The organism is Persicitalea jodogahamensis (genome assembly GCF_014651615.1).
GTDB classification, from domain to species: domain Bacteria; phylum Bacteroidota; class Bacteroidia; order Cytophagales; family Spirosomataceae; genus Persicitalea; species Persicitalea jodogahamensis.
Map to the genome: position 1 here is coordinate 596,827 of NZ_BMXF01000002.1, position 19,783 is coordinate 616,609.

The 19,783-nt window shown below is 49.7% G+C and carries 13 protein-coding genes; 5 read left to right on the top strand and 8 right to left on the bottom strand.

Features of this window, described 5'->3' with window-relative positions; genetic code table 11:
• A complete protein-coding gene (locus IE117_RS12695; protein ID WP_189564783.1) occupies window positions 1-2,376 on the bottom strand; it encodes an ABC transporter permease in 2,376 nt (791 codons plus the stop codon).
• A gap of 178 nt (window positions 2,377-2,554) precedes the next feature.
• Complete coding sequence (locus IE117_RS12700; RefSeq protein WP_189564785.1) at window positions 2,555-3,133, bottom strand: DUF4136 domain-containing protein; 579 nt, start codon at window positions 3,131-3,133, stop codon at window positions 2,555-2,557.
• Between the two features lie 321 nt (window positions 3,134-3,454).
• Between IE117_RS12700 and IE117_RS12705 the strand changes: the two genes are divergently transcribed.
• From IE117_RS12705 to IE117_RS12715, 3 genes are all read left to right on the top strand, one after another.
• Window positions 3,455-4,636, top strand: coding sequence for a pyridoxal phosphate-dependent aminotransferase (locus IE117_RS12705; RefSeq protein ID WP_189564787.1), 1,182 nt, complete (start codon window positions 3,455-3,457; stop codon window positions 4,634-4,636).
• An 82-nt stretch (window positions 4,637-4,718) separates the two neighbouring features.
• Window positions 4,719-5,576 carry a prephenate dehydrogenase gene (locus IE117_RS12710; protein ID WP_189564788.1) on the top strand — a complete coding sequence of 286 codons (858 nt, stop codon included), beginning with the start codon at window positions 4,719-4,721 and terminating at the stop codon, window positions 5,574-5,576.
• 3 nt (window positions 5,577-5,579) lie between these two features.
• The gene (locus IE117_RS12715) at window positions 5,580-6,248 is read left to right on the top strand and encodes a DUF3431 domain-containing protein (RefSeq protein ID WP_189564789.1); all 669 of its coding nucleotides are present in this window, start codon (window positions 5,580-5,582) and stop codon (window positions 6,246-6,248) included.
• 20 nt (window positions 6,249-6,268) lie between these two features.
• Here the strand turns inward: IE117_RS12715 and IE117_RS12720 are convergent, their stop codons facing one another.
• The 6 genes from IE117_RS12720 to IE117_RS12745 form a co-directional block, all read right to left on the bottom strand.
• Window positions 6,269-7,291 (bottom strand): cobalamin-independent methionine synthase II family protein, encoded by a 1,023-nt coding sequence (locus tag IE117_RS12720; RefSeq protein ID WP_189564790.1) that lies wholly within the window; start codon window positions 7,289-7,291, stop codon window positions 6,269-6,271.
• A gap of 205 nt (window positions 7,292-7,496) precedes the next feature.
• A complete protein-coding gene (locus IE117_RS12725) occupies window positions 7,497-9,308 on the bottom strand; it encodes an acyl-CoA dehydrogenase FadE (RefSeq protein WP_189564791.1) in 1,812 nt (603 codons plus the stop codon).
• Between the two features lie 154 nt (window positions 9,309-9,462).
• The gene (locus IE117_RS12730; RefSeq protein WP_189564792.1) at window positions 9,463-12,351 is read right to left on the bottom strand and encodes a putative Ig domain-containing protein; all 2,889 of its coding nucleotides are present in this window, start codon (window positions 12,349-12,351) and stop codon (window positions 9,463-9,465) included.
• 163 nt (window positions 12,352-12,514) lie between these two features.
• Window positions 12,515-13,633 carry a glycosyltransferase gene (locus IE117_RS12735; RefSeq protein WP_189564793.1) on the bottom strand — a complete coding sequence of 373 codons (1,119 nt, stop codon included), beginning with the start codon at window positions 13,631-13,633 and terminating at the stop codon, window positions 12,515-12,517.
• Window positions 13,630-14,634 carry a glycosyltransferase family 2 protein gene (locus IE117_RS12740; protein WP_189564795.1) on the bottom strand — a complete coding sequence of 335 codons (1,005 nt, stop codon included), beginning with the start codon at window positions 14,632-14,634 and terminating at the stop codon, window positions 13,630-13,632. The genes IE117_RS12735 and IE117_RS12740 overlap by 4 nt, the downstream gene beginning before the upstream one ends.
• Window positions 14,635-14,829: 195 nt before the next feature.
• Window positions 14,830-17,268, bottom strand: a complete 2,439-nt coding sequence (locus tag IE117_RS12745; protein WP_189564796.1) for a multicopper oxidase domain-containing protein — start codon at window positions 17,266-17,268, stop codon at window positions 14,830-14,832.
• Between the two features lie 601 nt (window positions 17,269-17,869).
• On the opposite strand from IE117_RS12745, the gene IE117_RS12750 reads away from it, so the two are divergent.
• Together IE117_RS12750 and IE117_RS12755 are read left to right on the top strand one after the other, a co-directional pair.
• Window positions 17,870-18,769, top strand: a complete 900-nt coding sequence (locus tag IE117_RS12750) for an NmrA family NAD(P)-binding protein (RefSeq protein WP_189564797.1) — start codon at window positions 17,870-17,872, stop codon at window positions 18,767-18,769.
• Between the two features lie 23 nt (window positions 18,770-18,792).
• Entirely contained in the window at window positions 18,793-19,698 is a 906-nt protein-coding gene (locus tag IE117_RS12755) for a helix-turn-helix domain-containing protein (RefSeq protein ID WP_229580820.1), read from the top strand.
• The last annotated feature ends 85 nt before the right edge of the window (window positions 19,699-19,783 follow it).

Below are 19,783 nucleotides of genomic sequence, written 5' to 3' on the forward strand. Positions count from 1 at the left end.
TTACTCGCTGCGTAAACTTTTTACCGGATTCACCCTGGCTGCCCTGATGGCCTGATAGCTCATCGTCAGGAAAGCGACCAGCGCGGCCAGGCTACCCGCCAACACGAAGGACCAGATAGGCACGTCGATACGGTACGCAAAATCCTGCAGCCAAGTATCCATGCCGTACCAGGCGATGGGTGCTGCTACGATCAGAGCAATCAAAATTGGTTTCAGGAAATCCCGGGAAAGCAGCGCAACGATACTGGCCACCGATGCGCCCAGTACTTTGCGAACGCCGATTTCCTTCGTCCGCTGCTCGGCGGTGAAAGCGACCAGGCCCAGCAGCCCCAGGCAGGAAATGAAAACGGAAAGCCCCGCAAATAGGCCGAATACTCTTGAAGTCTGGATTTCCTTCCGATAGGTTTTGTCGAAGGCCTCATCAAGAAAACTATACTCGAAAGGGTAGTTGGGGAATTGCTTTTTCCAGACTGTTTTCAACAGTGGCACCGTGGCGGCGAGGTCGGTACCCTGCAGTTTGAGGGCCAGCGGCCCCCAGGCGTTGTTGATGAGCATCATGGGCATGATTTCGCTTTTCAAATCCATCTGGTTGAAATCTTCCACGACCCCAATGATCTGCCCGTTGACGGGTACTTCGGCATAGCCGCCTTCGGCGTTGTACTGGTACGTCACGTAGCCGATGGTCTGCCCCAGTTTCCAGCCGTACTTCTTCATGGCCGTTTCGTTGACCACGTAGCTGCTGCGGTCGGCGGTGTTGTCTTTCTGGAAAAACCGTCCCTCGATCATCTTTACCCCAAAAACCAACGTAAACTGGCTGTCCACGAACAACTGCCCGATCGCCACGTCGTCCTGCGGGCCGCTGACCGACTGCGGCGAGAGTTTGTTGATGCTGACCCCAGTGCCGGGCAACATCGACACCTGCGTTATGTCCTGCACGCTGGCCAACTGTCGAAGTTCGTTTTGAAACGCCGAACGCTGGCTTTCGGACGCCTGCGAAGGCGGGTCGAGCGAAAGCACCTGCTCGCGCTCGTAGCCCAAATCCTTGTGCTGTATGTAGCGAAGCTGATCCATGACGACGATGGTGGCCACCAGCATCACAATCGAAATCACAAACTGCACCACCACCAGGCCGCGCCGCACGTAAGCCCGGCCGCTGTTGGGCAGCAGGTAGTTTTTCAAAACCCTAATCGGGTTGAAATTCGAGAGAACGAAGGCGGGGTAAAGTCCCGTCAGCACACTGGTCAACGCCACGAAACCGAGTAGCAAAATCAGTTTTGAAGAAGTGAACAGCGGGGCCAATGTCAGGTTTTTATCGGCGAAGTCATTGAAAAAGGGCAAGGCCAGATGCGCCAGCAGCAAAGCGAAGCCCGTGGCAATCAGCGTGAATAAAAACGACTCGCCCATGAATTGCCTGATGAGCTGCGAACGGTTGGCGCCCATCGCCTTGCGCACGCCCACTTCCCGCGCCCGCAGCGTGGATCGCGCCGACGAGAGGTTGAGGTAGTTGAAGCAAGCCAGCAGCAGTATGCACAAAGCGACCGCTCCGAAAATGCGCACGAACTCGATGGCGTTGGTCGCCCGCACGCGGTCGTCCATGCGGTGGCGGAGGTAAATGTCGCGCAGCGGAATCACGTCCAGCGACCAGGCGGCGGCGTTGGGATCATTCGTTTGCTTGGCAACGGCAGGCAACTGGCTTTTTATTTTATCAAAAGACGCCCCCGGACTCAGCAGGAAGTAAGTCATTCCGGCAAAATCCCAATAAGAGTCATTTTCCGAATTGAGTAAGGTTTTGGCATTCAGGCTGGAAGCCAGAAAATCAATGGGCAGGTGCGTGTTTTCGGGCGTATCCCGCATCACACCAGCGACGGTAAATGTGACCTTTCCCTGCAACTGCACGTCGATGGTTTGCCCCACGGGTGGCGTATTGGCGAAGTACTTGGTCGCCATGCGCTCTGAAATGACGACTTGGCTGGGCAAGGCCAGCGCGTCTTGCAAACTGCCCTCGGCCATCGGAAAGTCAAAAATTTTCGTGAGGCTGCTGTCGGCCAGGCAAAAGCGGCTTTCGTAAGCGGCCAGGTTGTGGCGCGACACCAGCGCCCGGCGCGGCAACACCTGCGTGACGGCTTCGATGCCCGTCTGTTTTTTCAATAAATCGCTAAACGACGATCCGCTGGACGAGGAGTTCAGGAATTGCTGGAACAGGCCGATGCGGTCAGCTTTGGGTTGATTGGTATCGAAACTAAGATCATCCAGCACGTACAGTGCGATGACCACACAGGTCGCCAGACCCACCGATAAGCCTGCTATATTGATAAATGAGTAGGTCCGGTTCCTGACGAGGTTACGGACGGCAATTGTCAGGTAGTTTTTCAGCATAGCGAAAGTAGGATAGGAGCAAGTCTATATGGATGCGCTATCTCTTCCAAAAACACCATACCTTAAAAGTAGAGTACTGAAAATAAGCAGATTAAATACAAAATGGAATAAAAAAACGTCCGATTTCGAACACTTGCGTTTCGAAATCGGACGTTTTCAACGAATTATATATCCGGAACTACCGCGTTCCTATCTCAGTGGAATAAGTGTCGGAAGTGGCCTGCGGGAAGGTATGGAGAATATCTCCGATAATTCCCTGCATCATGGTGGCGCGGTCTTCGCGCTTGTTGGGAGCTTTGAGTTTACCGGAAGCCCAACCTTGCCATATCATTTTATTAGCCCGATTTTGGTAAATATTCACGATGAAGCGGCCCTCTTCGTAGCTGTAGGTCGAAATGTTGTTATTCTGGGGACCGTACCACCACCAGTAGGGCGACATCGTGTTGTTGGACCGCACCTGCTGACGATCCTTTACGTCGGTCAGATACCGTACCACCAATTCGGGGTTACTCTCATCAAGGCGGTACCCCTTGGCTTCCATCGCTTGTGTCACGGCCTCAGTAATACGGCGGCGATTCAGATCACTACCCAGCAGTGGGTCGTCGGTGATGTTTTTCTCAGCTTCTACCCGGAAAGTCTTGAATTGCTTTAAATTAACGCTGCGGTCGTAGTCATTCTGGACCTGAAATGCGGGCGAACAGGCGACAAACCAGCCTCCGAGCAGCATCAGCAAAGTGATTCTTATTATATTTTTCATGGTTCTTCTTTTTTGGTTGTTAGGGTGAAAATTGTACTTAATAATAGGTAAAAAACTGTTCCATGAAAATTTTGCCTGTCTATTGAATGAATACAGGTTAAAAACGCGAACTTCTGACACTTAGTGTGGAAAGAAACTGAAATTTTGGCAGATATTGATTCATTGAAAAGCTCTTTTCAACCCTAAAATGGTTTTTACACTAACTTGCGAACTTTTAACGAAAGAAAGCACTGGAAATTTTTAAACGCTCAGGTGGCCGCCGCAGGGCGCGCCTCTGTGCCAACTGTTAATCGCGCCGGCGATCCGGCACCTACTTGTCCATTGATTATAGAGACCGCGCAACGCACCCGGCAAACCTCGGAATACTATTTTTCGGTAAAACTTGCCGAAGTGCGCAAACTCATGGCCGAAGGCCACGACATAATAAATCTCGGCATCGGGAATCCGGATATGATGCCGTCAGAAAACACGCTTGCCGCGCTGAATGAAGCGGTTCATCGCCCCAACGCCCATGGGTACCAGCCTTATGTAGGTATTCCATCGTTCAGGGAAGCCATTGCAGACCATTATGCCCGCACCTATGGGGTGACGCTCAACCCGACTACTGAAATCCTGCCGTTGATTGGCTCCAAGGAAGGTATCACGCACATTTCGCTCACTTTTCTGGACCCCGACGACGAAGTGCTGGTGCCTGAGTTGGGCTATCCGGCCTACCGCGCCGTAAGCCAGATGGTGGGCGCCGTGGTGAAAGAATATCCGCTGCGCGAAAACTACGGTTGGCAACCCGATTGGGAAGCCATGGCCGCGCTGCTAACGCCCCGCACCAAAATCGTATGGCTCAACTATCCACACATGCCTACGGGTGCTCCCGCCACGCGCGAGCTGTTCGAGCAGGCGGTAGCTTTTGCCCAAAGCAATAAAGTTCTGCTTTGTCACGACAACCCTTACAGTCTGGTACTGAACAAGAAACCGCCGGTAAGTCTTCTATCGGTGCCGGGCGCCAGGGATGTGGCGATTGAGCTGAATTCCATGAGTAAGTCGCACAACATGGCTGGTTGGCGGCTGGGCTGGCTGGCGGCAGAGAAACCTTACGTGGACGCGATTTTGAAAATAAAAAGCAACGTGGATTCGGGGATGTTTCAGGGATTACAGGAAGCCGCGGCGGTGGCCCTTCAAAATTCAGATGAATGGCATCGCCAGCGCAATGCTGTGTACGAAGGCCGTCTGGAAGCGGCCGAGGCTTTACTGACTACCCTTGGCTGTACATGGGACAAGTCGCAGGAAGGGATGTTTTTGTGGGGCAAACTACCTGAAACTACCAGCTCGGCAGAAAATTTGATCAATACCTTGCTCACTGAAAAGCACGTTTTCATCGCCCCTGGTTTCATCTTTGGTCCCAAAGGGCAGCGTTACATTCGTCTCTCGCTATGCACACCGAAAGAGCGAATTTGGGAAGCCGTGGAGAGGGTGAAGGGACAACGGGGAAATGGAGAAAAGCGATAAAGTCAAATGGATGGTGACAAGCAAAGGCGATGCCCCCAAACTATTTGAACTGTAACCCCCTCAACAAATACACAAATCAACAATGGTTATCAGCATTATAGGAGTCGGCTTATTGGGTGGATCGTTTGCGCTGGCTTTGCGGGAAAAGTACCCAAACCTGCACCTGGTAGGGGTAGACCAGTCGGTAGTCAACCAGAAAATTGCGCTGGCCAAAGGGTTGGTGGACGAAATTCTGCCATTGGAGGAAGCTTTACAGCGAGCCGAACTCAATGTGCTGGCTACTCCGGTGGATAGTATTTGCACCCTTTTGCCCCAAATTCTCGACCAGATTCCTGCCGGACGCACGGTGATGGATTTCGGTTCAACAAAGGAGACGATCTGCCAGGCCGCCGATGCGCATCCCAAACGCGGGCAATTTGTGGCGGTGCACCCGATGGCTGGTACCGAGAACTCCGGCCCCGGAGCGGCCTTTTTTGAACTGCTACCCGGTAAAAACGTCATAATCTGCGATCGCCGGAAAAGCCACCCTGATTCACTGGCTTTGGTTGAAGCCTTTCTGCGCGATGTCGGCATGAAAATTCATTACATGACGCCCGCTGAACACGATCTCCATCTGGCTTATGTCTCGCACCTGAGTCATATCAGCTCGTTTGCGCTGGGACTGACGGTACTTGTCAAGGAAAAAGACGAAAAGGCGATTTTCGACATGGCAAGTACGGGTTTCTCATCCACCGTAAGGCTGGCCAAAAGCTCGCCCGCGATGTGGGCGCCCATTTTTGACCAAAACAAAGAAAATGTTTCCAAAGCTTTGGGCGACTATATCGACCTGCTGAACCGTTTTAAAGATGCCATCGACACGCAGGATTTGGCCCAAAGCCGCGAGTTTATGGCCAAGGCCAACGACATCGGGCGAATTTTGGGGGGGATCGAGAAGAAGTAGAAAATGCAGGATTACTCGCTTGAACTTGTTGTAGCACACTACCACGAAAATCTCAACTGGTTGCGGAAGGTGCCGCCTGGCATTAGAAAGGTAATTTACTCCAAAGCCGGTACTTTACACTCCACTCCTTGTACTGCGCTACCCAATGTAGGGCGCGAGGCGCATACCTATCTGCATCACCTCGTTACCCACTACGACTCGCTGGCTGATTTTGCCGTTTTCTGTCAGGGAAAACCTTTTGACCACGCCTTCGATTTTCACCACAGCCTGCGGGCCTTTGCGGCGGGTAAACTACCCGAAGTACCTTTCCAATGGCTGGGCCACATCATTGACACAGACACGCAAGACGGGCAACTTTTCCGGGAATGGTCGAAGAACGCCACGGGCGAAGAGTTGGATTTGGCGGGCTTTCATCAGAATTTGTTCGGTACTTCCGGGCCGGAGGATTTTCCGTTTGTGTTGGGAGCGCAGTTCGTAGTTGCCCGCGAATTGGTTCAACGCCAGCCGCTTGCTTTCTATGAACGCGCTCTTGAACTAGCCGCAAACTACCCCAATGCTGCCCATTGTTACGAGCGGATGTGGGATCGGATATTCGGCGTGGAAGGAATAGACCGCGACTGGCTGGCGGGGCGAAAAACGGTGTACTTAAAGCAAATTAAAAAAACTGTTTAGAAACAGAAGAAATCGCGTCGTTACTCCCGCATCAGCTTCGCTCCATCACACATCGCTTTCAGTTTGAGCTTCGTAGCCCAGCGGGCGGTTTGGCTTAAACCGCAGTCGGGAGCGACGGCCAGTTTTTCGGCTGGGACGTAGGGTAAAATCTTACGAATGCGCTCAGCGACATCCTCGGCGGTTTCGATGTAGTAGCTTTTCACGTCGATAACACCCACGGCCACGTCGAACTTTTCGGCGAAGCGTTCCAGCAGATTCACTTCGGCGAAGTTCAGAATCGTCATTTCGGAGTGTAGTTCGTCCACGTTCATGTCCATGAAATCGGGCAGCATGGGTGCGATGGTCTTCTTACCGACTGAACGACCCTTATAATTGCCAAAGCACAGGTGCATCGAAAGGCGCGTTTTGCCCACGCCGGGCGCGACGGTGCGGTTAAAAATGTCAACGAAGCGTTTGGTGTCCTCGCGGTAAGCGTAGCAACTCATCGAGGGTTCATCTACACAAATTTCGGGACAACCCAAGGCGACAAGGTCGGCAATTTCCTTTTTGACGAGTGGCAGAATAGCCTCGGTAATTTCCCAGCGATCTTTGTAGAAACTACCCGGATTGAGTCGCCCAGCCAGGGTGTATGGGCCGGGGATGGACATTTTCAGACCTTGCCCTATCGGAGCCAATCGCTTCAAACGCTTATACTCTTCCACCACCCCCAGACCTTCGGGCGCTGTCAGTGGGGCAACAATGCTGTTTTTACCCCGCTGGTCGTGGGCGGGCGGGCCGTACTTGCGGGTTTCGGAAGCGTCGTTCTCGATGCCCTTGATAAATCCGTAGAAAGAGAGATTGAAATCAAGGCGGGTTTGTTCACCGTCGGTGATGACATCGAGCCCGGCAGTTACCTGGTCGTAGATGGCAGCGATGACGGCGTCGTCGATCATTTCGCTTAGGTCGGCGGGGCCGAGTTTGTCGAGATTCATGCTGGCGAATTCGAGCCAGCCGGGGAAGGGTAGGGAACCGACGACGGTGGTTTTGATGGGGACAGGCTGCATCTGAATTAGTGGAAAGTTGATAGTGGAAAGTTGAAAGTGAAGTGTTTCAACTACGATTTTTCCTCGGATACGCAAAATAGTGGTTTTTGGGATCAGATGCCCTATATGAATTCCCTAGTACTAGAACCGCCTGAATGTTACGATACACAAAAAAGCCGCCTCCGAAACAGAAGCGGCTTTCCTACTTAGTAGTCGTATTTAATCTTTAAAAAATATACTTGTTTTCAGCCAGCATGGCATCGGCGATGCGACGGCGGGCGTCTTTGAGGTTGATTGGGTCAATCTTAGTGAAGCGCTTCAGACCCATCAACATTACGCGCAGTTCGTCTCCTTCCGCAAAAGAAGTAATGGCCGAACGGCCCGCCGAGTTGATTTTGTCCACTGCATCGTGCAGATACACGAGCGCCATGTCCCTTTGTAGCGCGACCGCATCCTCACCTTTGGTATCCATGAGTTTTTCTACCCGCAGCAGGGCCGACTCGGCAACGTAAATTTCGATAATCATATCGGCCACGTCCATCAGAATTTCCTGCTCGTGCGAAAGCTTCATCATGAATTTCTGCACGGCAGCTCCGGCGATCATCAGGGCCGCTTTTTTCAGGTTTTGCAGTACTTTCTTTTCCTTGGAAAACAGCGCTTCACTTTCGTCTGCTCCAAAATCAGGAATAGACATGATCTCCTTGCTTACCGCCTGGGCGGGGCCCATCAGGTCGAGCTGGCCCTTCATGGCCCGTTTCAGGAGCATGTCCACGATCAGCAAACGGTTGATTTCATTGGTACCTTCAAAGATGCGGTTGATACGCGAATCGCGATAGGCACGTTCCATGGGAGCATCGGCGGAATAGCCCATACCGCCGTAAATCTGCACACCCTCATCCACAACATAGTCCAGTACTTCCGAGCCATGGACTTTGGTGATGGCGCACTCGATGGCAAATTGCTCCACGCCTTTCAGCTTGGCATCGGCTTCGCTCATGCCGCCTGCCTGCAAATCGGCAATAGCGTCATCGATATTCTGACCAGCGCGGTAACAGGCCGTTTCCGAAGCGTAAATCCGGGTCGCCATTTCGCCCAGCTTGTGTTTGATGGCCCCGAAGCGACCAATCGAAATGCCGAATTGCTTACGCTCATTGGCGTACTGCACTGCCTGGTCAAGCGATCCTTTTGCGCCACCCAGCACGGCCACACCGAGCTTTATGCGGCCGATGTTCAGGATGTTCACAGCAATCTTGAAGCCATTACCCCGGCTGGAAAGCAAATTTTCGACCGGTACCTGGCAATCGTTAAAAAACACCTGACGGGTATCGGAACCCTTGATGCCCAGTTTCTTTTCCGGCTCGTTCATCGTGATGCCTCCAAACGTTTTTTCCACAAGGAAAGCCGAGAGATTTTTGTCCGTTTCGCCATTCTCCTCGATTTTGGCAAAAACAATGAACAAGTCTGCAAAGCCGCCATTGGTGATCCACATTTTCTGGCCGTTCAGAACGTAGTGCTTGCCGTCTTCGGTTAAGATTGCTTTCGTCTTGGCGGAGTTGGCATCGGAGCCTGAGTCAGGTTCCGTCAGGCAGTAAGCCGCTTTCCACTCGCCCGTGGCAAGCTTAGGCAGGAATTTGGCCTTCTGTTCTTCATCACCATAGTATACGATGGGCAGCGTGCCAATCCCTGTGTGCGCCGACTGTGCCACCGAGAACGAGTGACCCGTTCCCAAGCTTTCGGCTACCAGCATGGAGGTATTGAAATTCATACCGAAACCGCCGAATTCTTCGGGCACTGCGGTTCCGAGCAGGCCAAGTTCGCCAGCCTTATCCATGAGCGACGCCATAAGTTCGGGCGACTTGGCGGCATCGATTTCGTCAAGTCTCGGATGCACTTCGGTGCGGAGAAAATCGCGGCAGGTTTCAGCGATCATCTGCTGTTCTTCCGTGAATTCTTCGGGGATGAATATCTGCGAAGCCTCCGTTTCCCTTATCAAAAATTCGCCTCCCTTGATGGAGGATTGCTCTTCAACTACTGCCATGATTTATGTTTTTGGGGTTTATTGAATAATCAAACCATTAGTATGCATGCATACTACTTTGTCTATTGCAAATATAACATTCAGCGAAACAGTATGCAAGCATACTGTTTCGCTGAATCAATAATTTTGAGCTTTTCAGTGTAAAAAATCGGGCCTACTTCTTCAATACCTTGAAAAGGCGCAGTTCCGCTCCATCGGATTCTACGCGAACAAAGTAGATACCGGGCGAGATAGTGAGACTACCAAGGTCGATCTGGGCAATAGTACCGTACAGGCTGATCCATTTGGCCGGTATGGGCTGCTGCTGTCCACTGGCACTGATCAGGGAAAACGAGTAGGGGGAGGCAGGCTGATTTTCGGGTAGTTGAATATTGAAAACGTCTTCAAACGGGTTGGGGTACCCCGCCCATTCGTCAAGAGACCGACTGGTTTGGCTGGAATCGCCGGGGGCAATATTGAAGCGAACCTTGTCAACAAGCACTAGCGAGTCTTTCCTGTAGGCTGAGGCTGTAAGTGTGTAAGCACCAACGTAGGGAACGAAACCACCATCTTCTGCAAAGAGAGCGTGGGGAAAGCGGAAAGTCCGGCTGCTGTACCGGTAGGGGCCGGTCAGGTTGAAATCAAGCCGGTCGAACTCAAAGTTCCCGTAGGCATACACGTTCAGCATGGACGGGAGAGAACCCGATCTGAATTCATCGCCTTCCTTGATGGTCAGGATCCGCTGCCGATCGATTATTCCACCCGAGCGCATCAGGTCGAACGTGATTTCGGGTATCTCGACCCGCAGCAAAAGCGGGGTTTCCACGAAGCCGCCGTTGTTGTCATAAGCCCGCACCAGAATTCGGTATTCTCCCTGTTCAGTGGGTGTTCCCGAAAACTCATTCAGCGAAAAATTGAGCCAGGTGGGTAGGGTTTGCACGGTGACAAGCGAAATATACCCATCGCTATCACCGAAAATATCGGCGGGCAGCGTGTAGCGGAATGGCTCATTGACCTTTGTGAACTTTACGGGCAACGTTTTCTGCACGTAGGGAGGATTGTTCAGGAACTGCGGCTCAACTACCTGGATGGTAAAGAAGGTTTCTACGAAGGCATTCAGGTCGTCATAGGCTTTCAGGGCGATGCGGTATTCTTCGGCCCTGGGTGGCAAACCTTTGAACTGTCCGTCCTTAAAAGTGAGCCAGGCTGGGAGTGTTCCCACTTCGACGAGGGTCACAGTACCATCGGCATCGGCAAAAAGATCTTTGGGCAGCGTAAAATCAAAGGGTTTGTTGACCGCAGCGGTAACGGTCGTCAGACTTTTCTTGACAGTAGGGGGTTTGTTGGCATTCTCACGCGTATCCACCCGGATGGTAAAGTAGGCGTTGGTGGCGCCTCCTTCATCGTCGATGCCCCGTACCAAAAGCCTCGTATCCCCCAAAGCAGAAGGCTTTCCGACAAGTTGCCCGTTTTCGTAGCGCAGCCAGGCTGGAAGTCCCGAAACCTCCATCCTGACGACCGTTCCGTCCCGATCGGCAAAAGTATCCGAAGGAAGTTTGTAGGTGAAGTCGCGTGATACAGCAATGATCTGCATCGGCACGGGGTTCAGCAGGTAGGGTGCGGCATTTTCGGCGGCCTTCCAGTACTCAGGCTGCAAAAGATCTTCGATGAGGATTACACTGACCGGACGAGGCGGCCCTCCGCCTCTGGCTTTTTGTTTCCAGGCTTCATACGCCAGATCATCCACGTTTTTGTCCATCGCCCGCGATAAGCGGTAGGATACGGTATCGGCGGTTACGATGGGTGTCATAGGCCTGGGGATCCACTTAGCCGCCGAATTTCGGATCACCTCCCTGTTTGCCGCCACGTGTCCAGGTGTAGATAGAACAAAAACGACCATTTTGGCCCCACTCTCGAAACATTCGTCGATTTGCTCGTAAAACTCACTACTTGGTAAATAATCGGCATAGAAAACCTCATTCATCACCCACTGGTCTGGCCGTGAATTGCTTCGTATAATGTCCATCATCCAGCGGTGATCATAGCGCGCATCATCGTGAATTTTTACCCCGTCTGTTTTTTCGCCCAGATCAGGGAAAGCCAGAGTACCTCGTACCCCGCTGACCCGGTCACTCACGGCTCCAAACTCGGTGATGTAGGAAATCGATCTGTCTACTCCCTTAACGGTCTCGACCATGCGGTCGTTGAATTGTTTGAGTGCCAGGTGGCGAAAGATATACCAATCTTTGCCCCGGCGACCAAAAAAGGATTCATTAGGATCCCAAGGCGTAACGGGAGGCACGACTTCGTCGAAGGATTTGTACTCAGCACCCCATAGCAGGTTGAGACGAATGATTTTTCTGTATTTCTCTTTCAACCATGTCCGAAATCCATTTTTATAGAGATCAGAATAGTCGAAGATTGTAAGATAGGCGTCGGGGTTCTCGCCTTTGGGAGGGATGCTGTACATGTGGTAACCGGCCTCCTGGGTAGGCGTGGCAGCAACCGACATGAATATAAGGTTATTGTCTTTTTGCAGGTACTTGTAACGCTCTGTGACCTGCCGGACGAAGTCAGCGGCCAAGTCAACCGAAGGCTGATGCAGGTAGCTGAACGAGGTAGCATCATATACCTCCCGCACCGGGTATTGCTTATAGTCCTTCATGCTTTCGGCCTCAGTCCAGAAACCATTTATTCGATTCCGATTACGGCCTACAAATATCCGAAATGCCACTTTTAAACCGAGTTGCGTCGCGAGTTTCACTTCGTCGTCGTACCGGGACCAATCGCCCGGTCCAGTGGGAGAGTCCTTATACACTTTATCCCAGTGAATGGTGAGTAGCAGCGAATTTACTCCGGCATCTGCCGCCTGTTGAATGACCGGCAGCTCGAAATCTTTTTCCTGCGAGAGGTTCAGCAACATCAGGGAAAAATAGCGTTGGGTGTTGCCAGGAGCCAGCGGAGCTTGGGCCGAAAGGTTGCTTGGGAGTAGGAGCCCGGCCAGGCAAACACCCATCCAAAAAGAAAGCCGAAAGCTTCCTCTGATCAACTTATGATAAACCATTTCCGATATCTTAAAAGAAGAGTTGTTCCACACTGTTTCACCCAGGCACGGTGTTCTTCGTGCCTTTACAACGAACCGAATCTTACTTTCTGAAAAGAATCAGTGAAAAATTGAAATCAGGTTTTCAGATTGGCCGATTAAAGGTAAGTGAAACTGTTAGAGCTCACAAATGTTTGCAGAAGTCTTCCATGATTCGCTCCCATTCAACCATACCGCATTCGGCACCGAAAAGAATGGCACGTTCTCGGGCGAGAGGAGCATCGAAGTCGGTGATGTGCTGCCGCCAGTGCTGCATAGTGCGAGCAAATAATTCTATGTTGAGATTAGGAACTACGGAACCAATGTTTGGGATGATAAATTCAGAAGGGCCGCCCGAATCGAAGGCCACAATGGGTTTGCCAAGCCAGGCAGCCTCCGCCATTACCATACCCAGTGGCTCCTGGCGAGAGGTAAGCATAAAACTGTCAGCGGCTGCAATATGATCGTAGTAGTCTTCCTTCTTGGCACCTAGCAAGTGTATTCTGGTGGCTTTGCTTTGCTCGCATCGTTTTTCGGTCAAATAAACCATTCCGTCGTCCGAGATTTTCCCAACCCACACCAAATGGACAGTCGGGTCGTCGATGGCTGCCGCCAGGTCGGGGAGCAAATCAAAGCCTTTTCGTTCAGAGGTGGTGCCGGACATAATCCAGACAAAGTCCCCCGGTTTTACTCCCCACTCGTGACGCAGCGCTTCTGCCCGCTTAGGCGAGGACTCGATTGCGTTCAAATCCACAAAGGAAAAAACTTTCTCTACCTTAGAGCCTCCAGAAGCGCGCAGGCTGTCGCAAACAGCTTCGGAACAGCCGATCAGCAGGTGAGAATATTCGATAATACTTCCATAATCCTGCCGACCCACAAAGCTGAACATATGAGAAAGCTCTTGGATATGGCTGATAATGGGCAGCGACATCTTGTGAGCTGCCTGCACCACCTCTCCCAGCATAATCGTGTTGACGTACCATATGTCGGCTTTAAATTCGCGTGATAATTTATCCAGAAACCGCTCCATAGGATGAAAACCCATGTGAAACGATACCTTCTGGGCCAGGGTATATTGGCCCGGCCCAATAAATACCGGGATGTCGCTAGGTACCTCTTTAAGGAGTTCGCCGTTGGCGAAGCTGACCAATCCGGCCTCGTACTTATTACGATCAAGGTGACGAAGCATATACAGCAACATCATTTCGGAGCCAGTCCGCGAGGCGTAAGGCGTAAAAAAAAGAATTTTGGTGCGTTTGTTCAAGGGATGATCTGTAAATCTATGTTTTCCGATTCCTTTATTTTGTAAAGATGTTTTTTGTTGAATAGAGTTCTGAAAAAATAATTCAACAACACACCGGTCTTTTTAATGAAAATACGTTGGGTGCGCAATTCGGCGAATGGGTCACCGTGCTTGCGCACATTGACCGCCATCTTCCAGATGAGGATGACTGGCACCATCAAAAGGTTGGAAGCGATCGAAAATAAGTACGCTCCCGCCCCGTATTGTTTCCTGACCCAAAGCAGGTTGGATACCTGCATCTGCGTACTGAACCGATTGATCCAGGAAATATGGGTACGCCGGAAGGGGTTGTTGTTTTCGAGGTGGATAAAAGCACAGTCTTTAAAATAACAAAGCTTTCCGACCTTCGCCAAACGCCCGGACCATTCCACGTCTTCGCCGTACATGAAGAAATCCTCATCGAAGCCTCCCGCCTGGTCCACCGCTTCCCGCCGCACAAGAATGTAGGCGCCTACCAACCAGTCATACTGATCTGGGTCTTCATATTGTGGTTCGGGAAATGCCTTGTCAAGCGCATTTTGCAGGTACCTCGAAGGCGGAACGATAAAGAAGGTTTTCCTGAACTCGTTGAAGCTTTTATAGAAAGGCATGGGAGTGCCGTCGGCGTAAAGCTGCAAAGCACCAGAAGCCGCAATATCAGGGCGATTGTCCATGCGTCGAATGCCCCGGCTAATGACATCATCGGTCAAAAGCGTGTCAGAATTGAGAAGTAGAAAGTACCTTCCTTGCGCTGCTTTCATGCCCGCGTTGTTGGCGCGGCCAAAGCCGGCGTTGTAGGGCAGGTCGATCCACTTCACCTCAGGATATTGAGCCAGCACCTGCGTTTTTCCGCCTCGTTCGGGGTCGTTGTCTACGACAATGATTTCAAACGTAGCCTGGCGAGTGTATTGATATATAGTCGCTAAGCAATCCAGAATTAGATGCGGAGTGCGGTAATTGACGAAAATAACGGAAACATCCATGTAGTGTGGGAGGGCAATAGCAGCGGCAAAAGTAAAAAAAACTCCGGGGATGCCGCGCTGGCTTTCCCGGAGTTCTTATCAAACGGTGGATTTCGAGTAAAAAAACTACCCGAGGCACTGGTCGAAACAGCTATTTCTCCAAACGATCGACTATGTCTTTCATTTTGGCATTTCACCCTTCCTGTGCTTCGATTTTCAGAAACGCAATGAAAGACCCGCTCCCGCTCCGAAACGGTTCTCGTAGCCACCCATCAGCGAGATATTTCGCGACAGGAAATATTCCAGCCCCACCGACCAGGTGACCTCCTGGCGGTAAGCTCCGTTGTCAAGTACCCCCTCGCGGTCCGGGCGTTTGGTCCAGCCAAAATCGGCCTGATACTCATATGCGCCGTGGAGCATGGTACGTGGGAAAATCATGATTTCGCGACTCAGGCTCACCTGCGGTCGCAGCTTGCTATCCATGCGTAAATCAAGATTGAAAAGATAGGGCGTCAGAAAACGGAGGCCGGCAATGGCGGTGGTCGTCAATTCGCCGGGATCATCTTCGCGCTCATTTTCCACGTTTACGCCGCCGAAGACGCGAAAATAGTCGTAGATGTAACGCTCGTAGGATACTTCGGCCTCCATCCGTTTATTCCAGCCATACTCAGCCCGGAGGTTGAACTGGTTGCGGATATTGGAGGCAACCAGATTGAGATGCGTCATGTGGGAAGCCACGTCCGCCGTGCCCCAACTGTAAAAGTGATTACCCTCGTTGAGCAGTTTTTTGAGGGGGTAGTTTGCCATGCGCGGGTCACGGAGCGTGTCGTAACTGTACACCCGGGCCATGCCGCTCATCATATGGTACAACACGTGACAATGAAAAAACCAGTCACCGTACTCTTTGGCATCGAACTCAATGGTTACCTTTTCCATCGGGGCCACGTTTACGGTGTGTTTCAGCGGCGAGTACTCACCGTTCTTGTTCAATACCCGGAAAAAATGACCGTGCAGGTGCATCGGGTGGTGCATCATCGTGAGGTTGTTGAGCGTGATGCGCACCACTTCGCCTTTCTTGATTTTGATCTTGTCGGCTTCGGAGAGTGGCACGCCATTCATGCTCCAGATGTACCGCCACATGTTACCCGTAAGATTCAACAGAATGCGGCGAACGGTTCGCTCCCCGTTGGGACCAGTCGGGATGGTAGTTTTCGCGGGTGATTTCAGATAATCATAGTTGTACTCGGCAAACATGTCCATGCCCGGCATATTCATGTCTTGCGGCTTGTCTTTATTCATCATATCACCCATTCCAGCCATCTTTTCAGTCGTTTGATGGTTTGAGTGATCCATCATCGTGCTGTCTTTCTCTGTCTGGATATGATTCATTTTGGTGTGATCCATTTTTGAATGATCCGTGCCAGACATACTTTTTTCTGGCTCTTCCTGCTTTTTATGGTTCATTTTGGAATGATCCATACTCGCATGATTCATCCCTTTCATGTCCCCATCCATCTTCATGCCCCAGTTCGCCATTAATTTTTCCGGCTCTTCGGTTGAGGGGTTTATTTTCGTGGCGGGAGCACCCATGCGCATATTCATGGCACCCATTTGCTTCATCATGGAATATTGGTTGGGCCTGGGAAGTACCGGAGCGGAAATGACCTCACCCTGGCCCAGATACGTGGAAGAATGCCCGGAGCCATCCTGCGCCATCGCTCGGATTTCCACCTTCCCGCTGGTGGGGATAGTCACGATAAAGTCGTAGGTTTCGGCAATGGCGATGAACGTTTTGTTGTGCCTGACGGGAACTACATCAAGCCCGTCGGCGGACACCAGCAACGGGTCTTCGCCGCCGAATGTGAGCCAAAACTGAGAGGATGCCGCCGCGTTGATCATCCTGACCCGCACCTTGTCGCCGGGGTTGAATTCCGGGTAGTCCTGCACGGACTGACCATTACTCAGGAAGGCCGGGTAGTACACATCGGCGATGTCCACGCTCTCCATGCGCTGTTTCCAAAACTTGAATTGCGCACCCAACGCGCCGCGCGCGATCACGCGGTTAAGAGGCATGGCGGTATTTTTCCTGATGTTGTACCACTCGTTTTTGCGCTTGAGATTACGCAGCACGTTTTTTGGTTTCTGATTGGTCCAGTCCGATAGTACCAAGACCAAATCCTTATCATAGTCCAGCGTCTTTTGCTTCGGCTCGATGACGATGGAGCCATAAACACCGCTCTGTTCCTGTAACATGGTATGGGAATGGTACCAATAAGTGCCTGACTGTTTGAGCGGAAACTCGTATTTCAAAGTCGTACCCGGCTTGATGGGCGGCGTGGTGAGGTAGGGGACACCGTCCTGAAAATTGGGCAGCAGGATGCCGTGCCAGTGGATCGATGTCTCGACATCCATCGTGTTCGTGACATAAATCACCGCGTACTCACCTTCGGTGAAGCGCAGCGTCGGACCCGGAATGCCACCGTTAACGGTCATTCCCGTCACTTTCTTTCCGGCGTGATTTACGGTCTCTTTGCTGATCTTCAGCTTGTACTCTTGAACGGGGAGGTTGTCGGTATTTTGCGCGGAAGCGGGTAAGAAGAAAGTCCCCGCGAGCCAGGCAGTCAGGATAAAAAAGTAAGAAGATTGGTGTTTCATGTGGATACAGTAAGCCGACTTTTGAAATTCGACTAGCGATTAAAATTGCGCTAATCTCAAAAGTACCACCTCTCGTATCAATAAAATTTACACAATTGCCGACTCGCGTTGCAAGATTTTGTGGGAGTAGGGGCTAAGGACAACAGAAGTAGGTTGAGAAAGGCAGAACAGTAGCTTTGTTACAAGTACTTCACAAGCTTTTGAGAAAGTAGCACATTACTGGTTAAGTCCTATTATTTGGTGCTTTGTAGGTCAGTTTGAGGTGGGCCATGCCTTACCCGACGCTTATAACCCATTTTTTTAGTTTGTCATAAAAGCGGTAAAAATTGGGCAAATCGTAGTGTTTCAGAATATACTATGCGATTAAGAATTATATATATAATACAGCCTAATATTTAAATAGTTAAAACATATATAAAAAGTACTACAAAACTTGCGTCTATTCAAGATTTGGCGGTAATGGTACAGCGACACCCCAAAACAATGACCAAAATAGCACGACCTTACATTCGACAACAACAAAAGTAGATTTGACTACAAACGTTTTTCTACTCTTGCGGACTTTTGCAGTGCAATCCCGCAACATTAAAAGATAGGAAAAATGAAAATTACAATTACAGGTTCTCTAGGACACATAGGTAAACCATTAACGCTAGCGTTAGTAGAAGAAGGCTATTCAGTTACGGTCATAAGCAGTAATTCTGAAAAACAGAAAACTATTGAAGCAATTGGAGCTATTTCGGCAATAGGTTCGTTGGAAGATGTTGACTTTATTGCTTCATCTTTCGCAAATGCAGACGTGGTATATTGTATGGTGCCACCAGCCAACTACTTTGACCATAGCCTTGATTTATTAGGTTACTATCAAAGACTTGGTAATAACTACGTACAAGCAATCAAACAGTCAGGAGTAAAAAGAGTCGTCAATCTGAGCTCAATTGGCGGTCATATGGATAAAGGGAACGGAATTCTTCTTGGTGTTCATCACGTAGAGAATTTATTAAACCAATTACCCGAAGATATTTCCATCACTCATATTCGTCCAACCGAGTTTTATTATAATTTATTACCACAAGTTGATTCTGCAAAAAATAATGGATTTATTGCTTCCAATATTGGCGGCGAAGTGGTGAATTCCTGGGTGTCACCCATTGACATTGCTAGTGCTATTGCAGAAGAAATAGCATCGCCATTTGTTGGGAGGAAAGTACGGTATGTAGCTAGTGAGGAGATTACGTATAATGACTTGGTAAGTGTTTTAGGTAAGGCAAGTGGAAACCCGGAGCTGAAATGGTTAGCCATCACTGATGAGCAAATGAAAGACGGATTGATCTCAGCTGGTATGAAAGGGGAAATCGCAGCGGGCTTAACAGAAATGTACGCCTCAATAAATAGTGGATTATTGTATGAAGATTACAACTTACACAAGCCATCAGTTATGGGCAAAGTGAAGGTAGCTGACTTTGCCAATGATTTTGCGGCCGCTTATAACAAGTTATAATACCTTTCAAAAAAATAGAAAACATGAAACCTTATAAATTCAAAACAATTAGCGAATACCATCAATTCAGGGGTTTGCCTAAACCTGAGCACCCATTGGTTAGCGTTATAAATTTTGAATCCATTACTCAAATCAGAGATGATGAACCTGAAAGCATTATACAGGATTTTTATGCTATTGCATTAAAGAAGCATATTAATTGTAAAATGAACTATGGACAGCAGGAATACGATTTTGATGAAGGAACCATGTTTTTTATTTCCCCAGGCCAGGTATTTTCTATACAAGCGAATTCAGAATTAACACATACGGGGTGGCTGCTACTGATCCACCCCGATTTTTTTTGGAATACTTCCTTAACAAAAACAATAAAGCAATACGAATATTTTAGTTATTCAGTAAATGAAGCCCTGTATCTGTCAGAAAAGGAGGAAATAATCATTACGTCAGTTTTAAGAAATATCAAGCAAGAGTATCATTCAAATATTGATAAATTTAGCCAACCGGTTATCATTGCTCAATTAGAGCTACTACTAAATTATGCTGATAGATTTTATCATCGTCAATTCATTACAAGAAAAATCACTAACCATAGAATATTAACACGTTTGGAAAAGTTACTAAAAGAACATTTCGATAATCCCAATTTAATAGAGAAGGGTTTACCAACCGTTCACGATATTGCTCAATCATTAAATGTATCGCCAAATTATTTGAGTGGTTTGCTAAAAGTATTAACAGGACTAAGCACCCAACAACATATACACGAAAAATTAATTGAGAAAGCAAAGGAAAAATTATCAGTAACCAATTTGTCAGTAAGTGAAATTGCTTACGAATTAGGTTTTGAACATTCACAATCGTTTAGCAAATTATTTAAGACAAAAACTAATCTTTCGCCATTGCAGTTTAGGCAATCGTTTAATTGACAAATGACGAGCAGACAAAAACCACTACCGCTTATAAGGGTTTAGCAATAGTGACGGTTCATTATGGCGCGGATACATTTTTGTT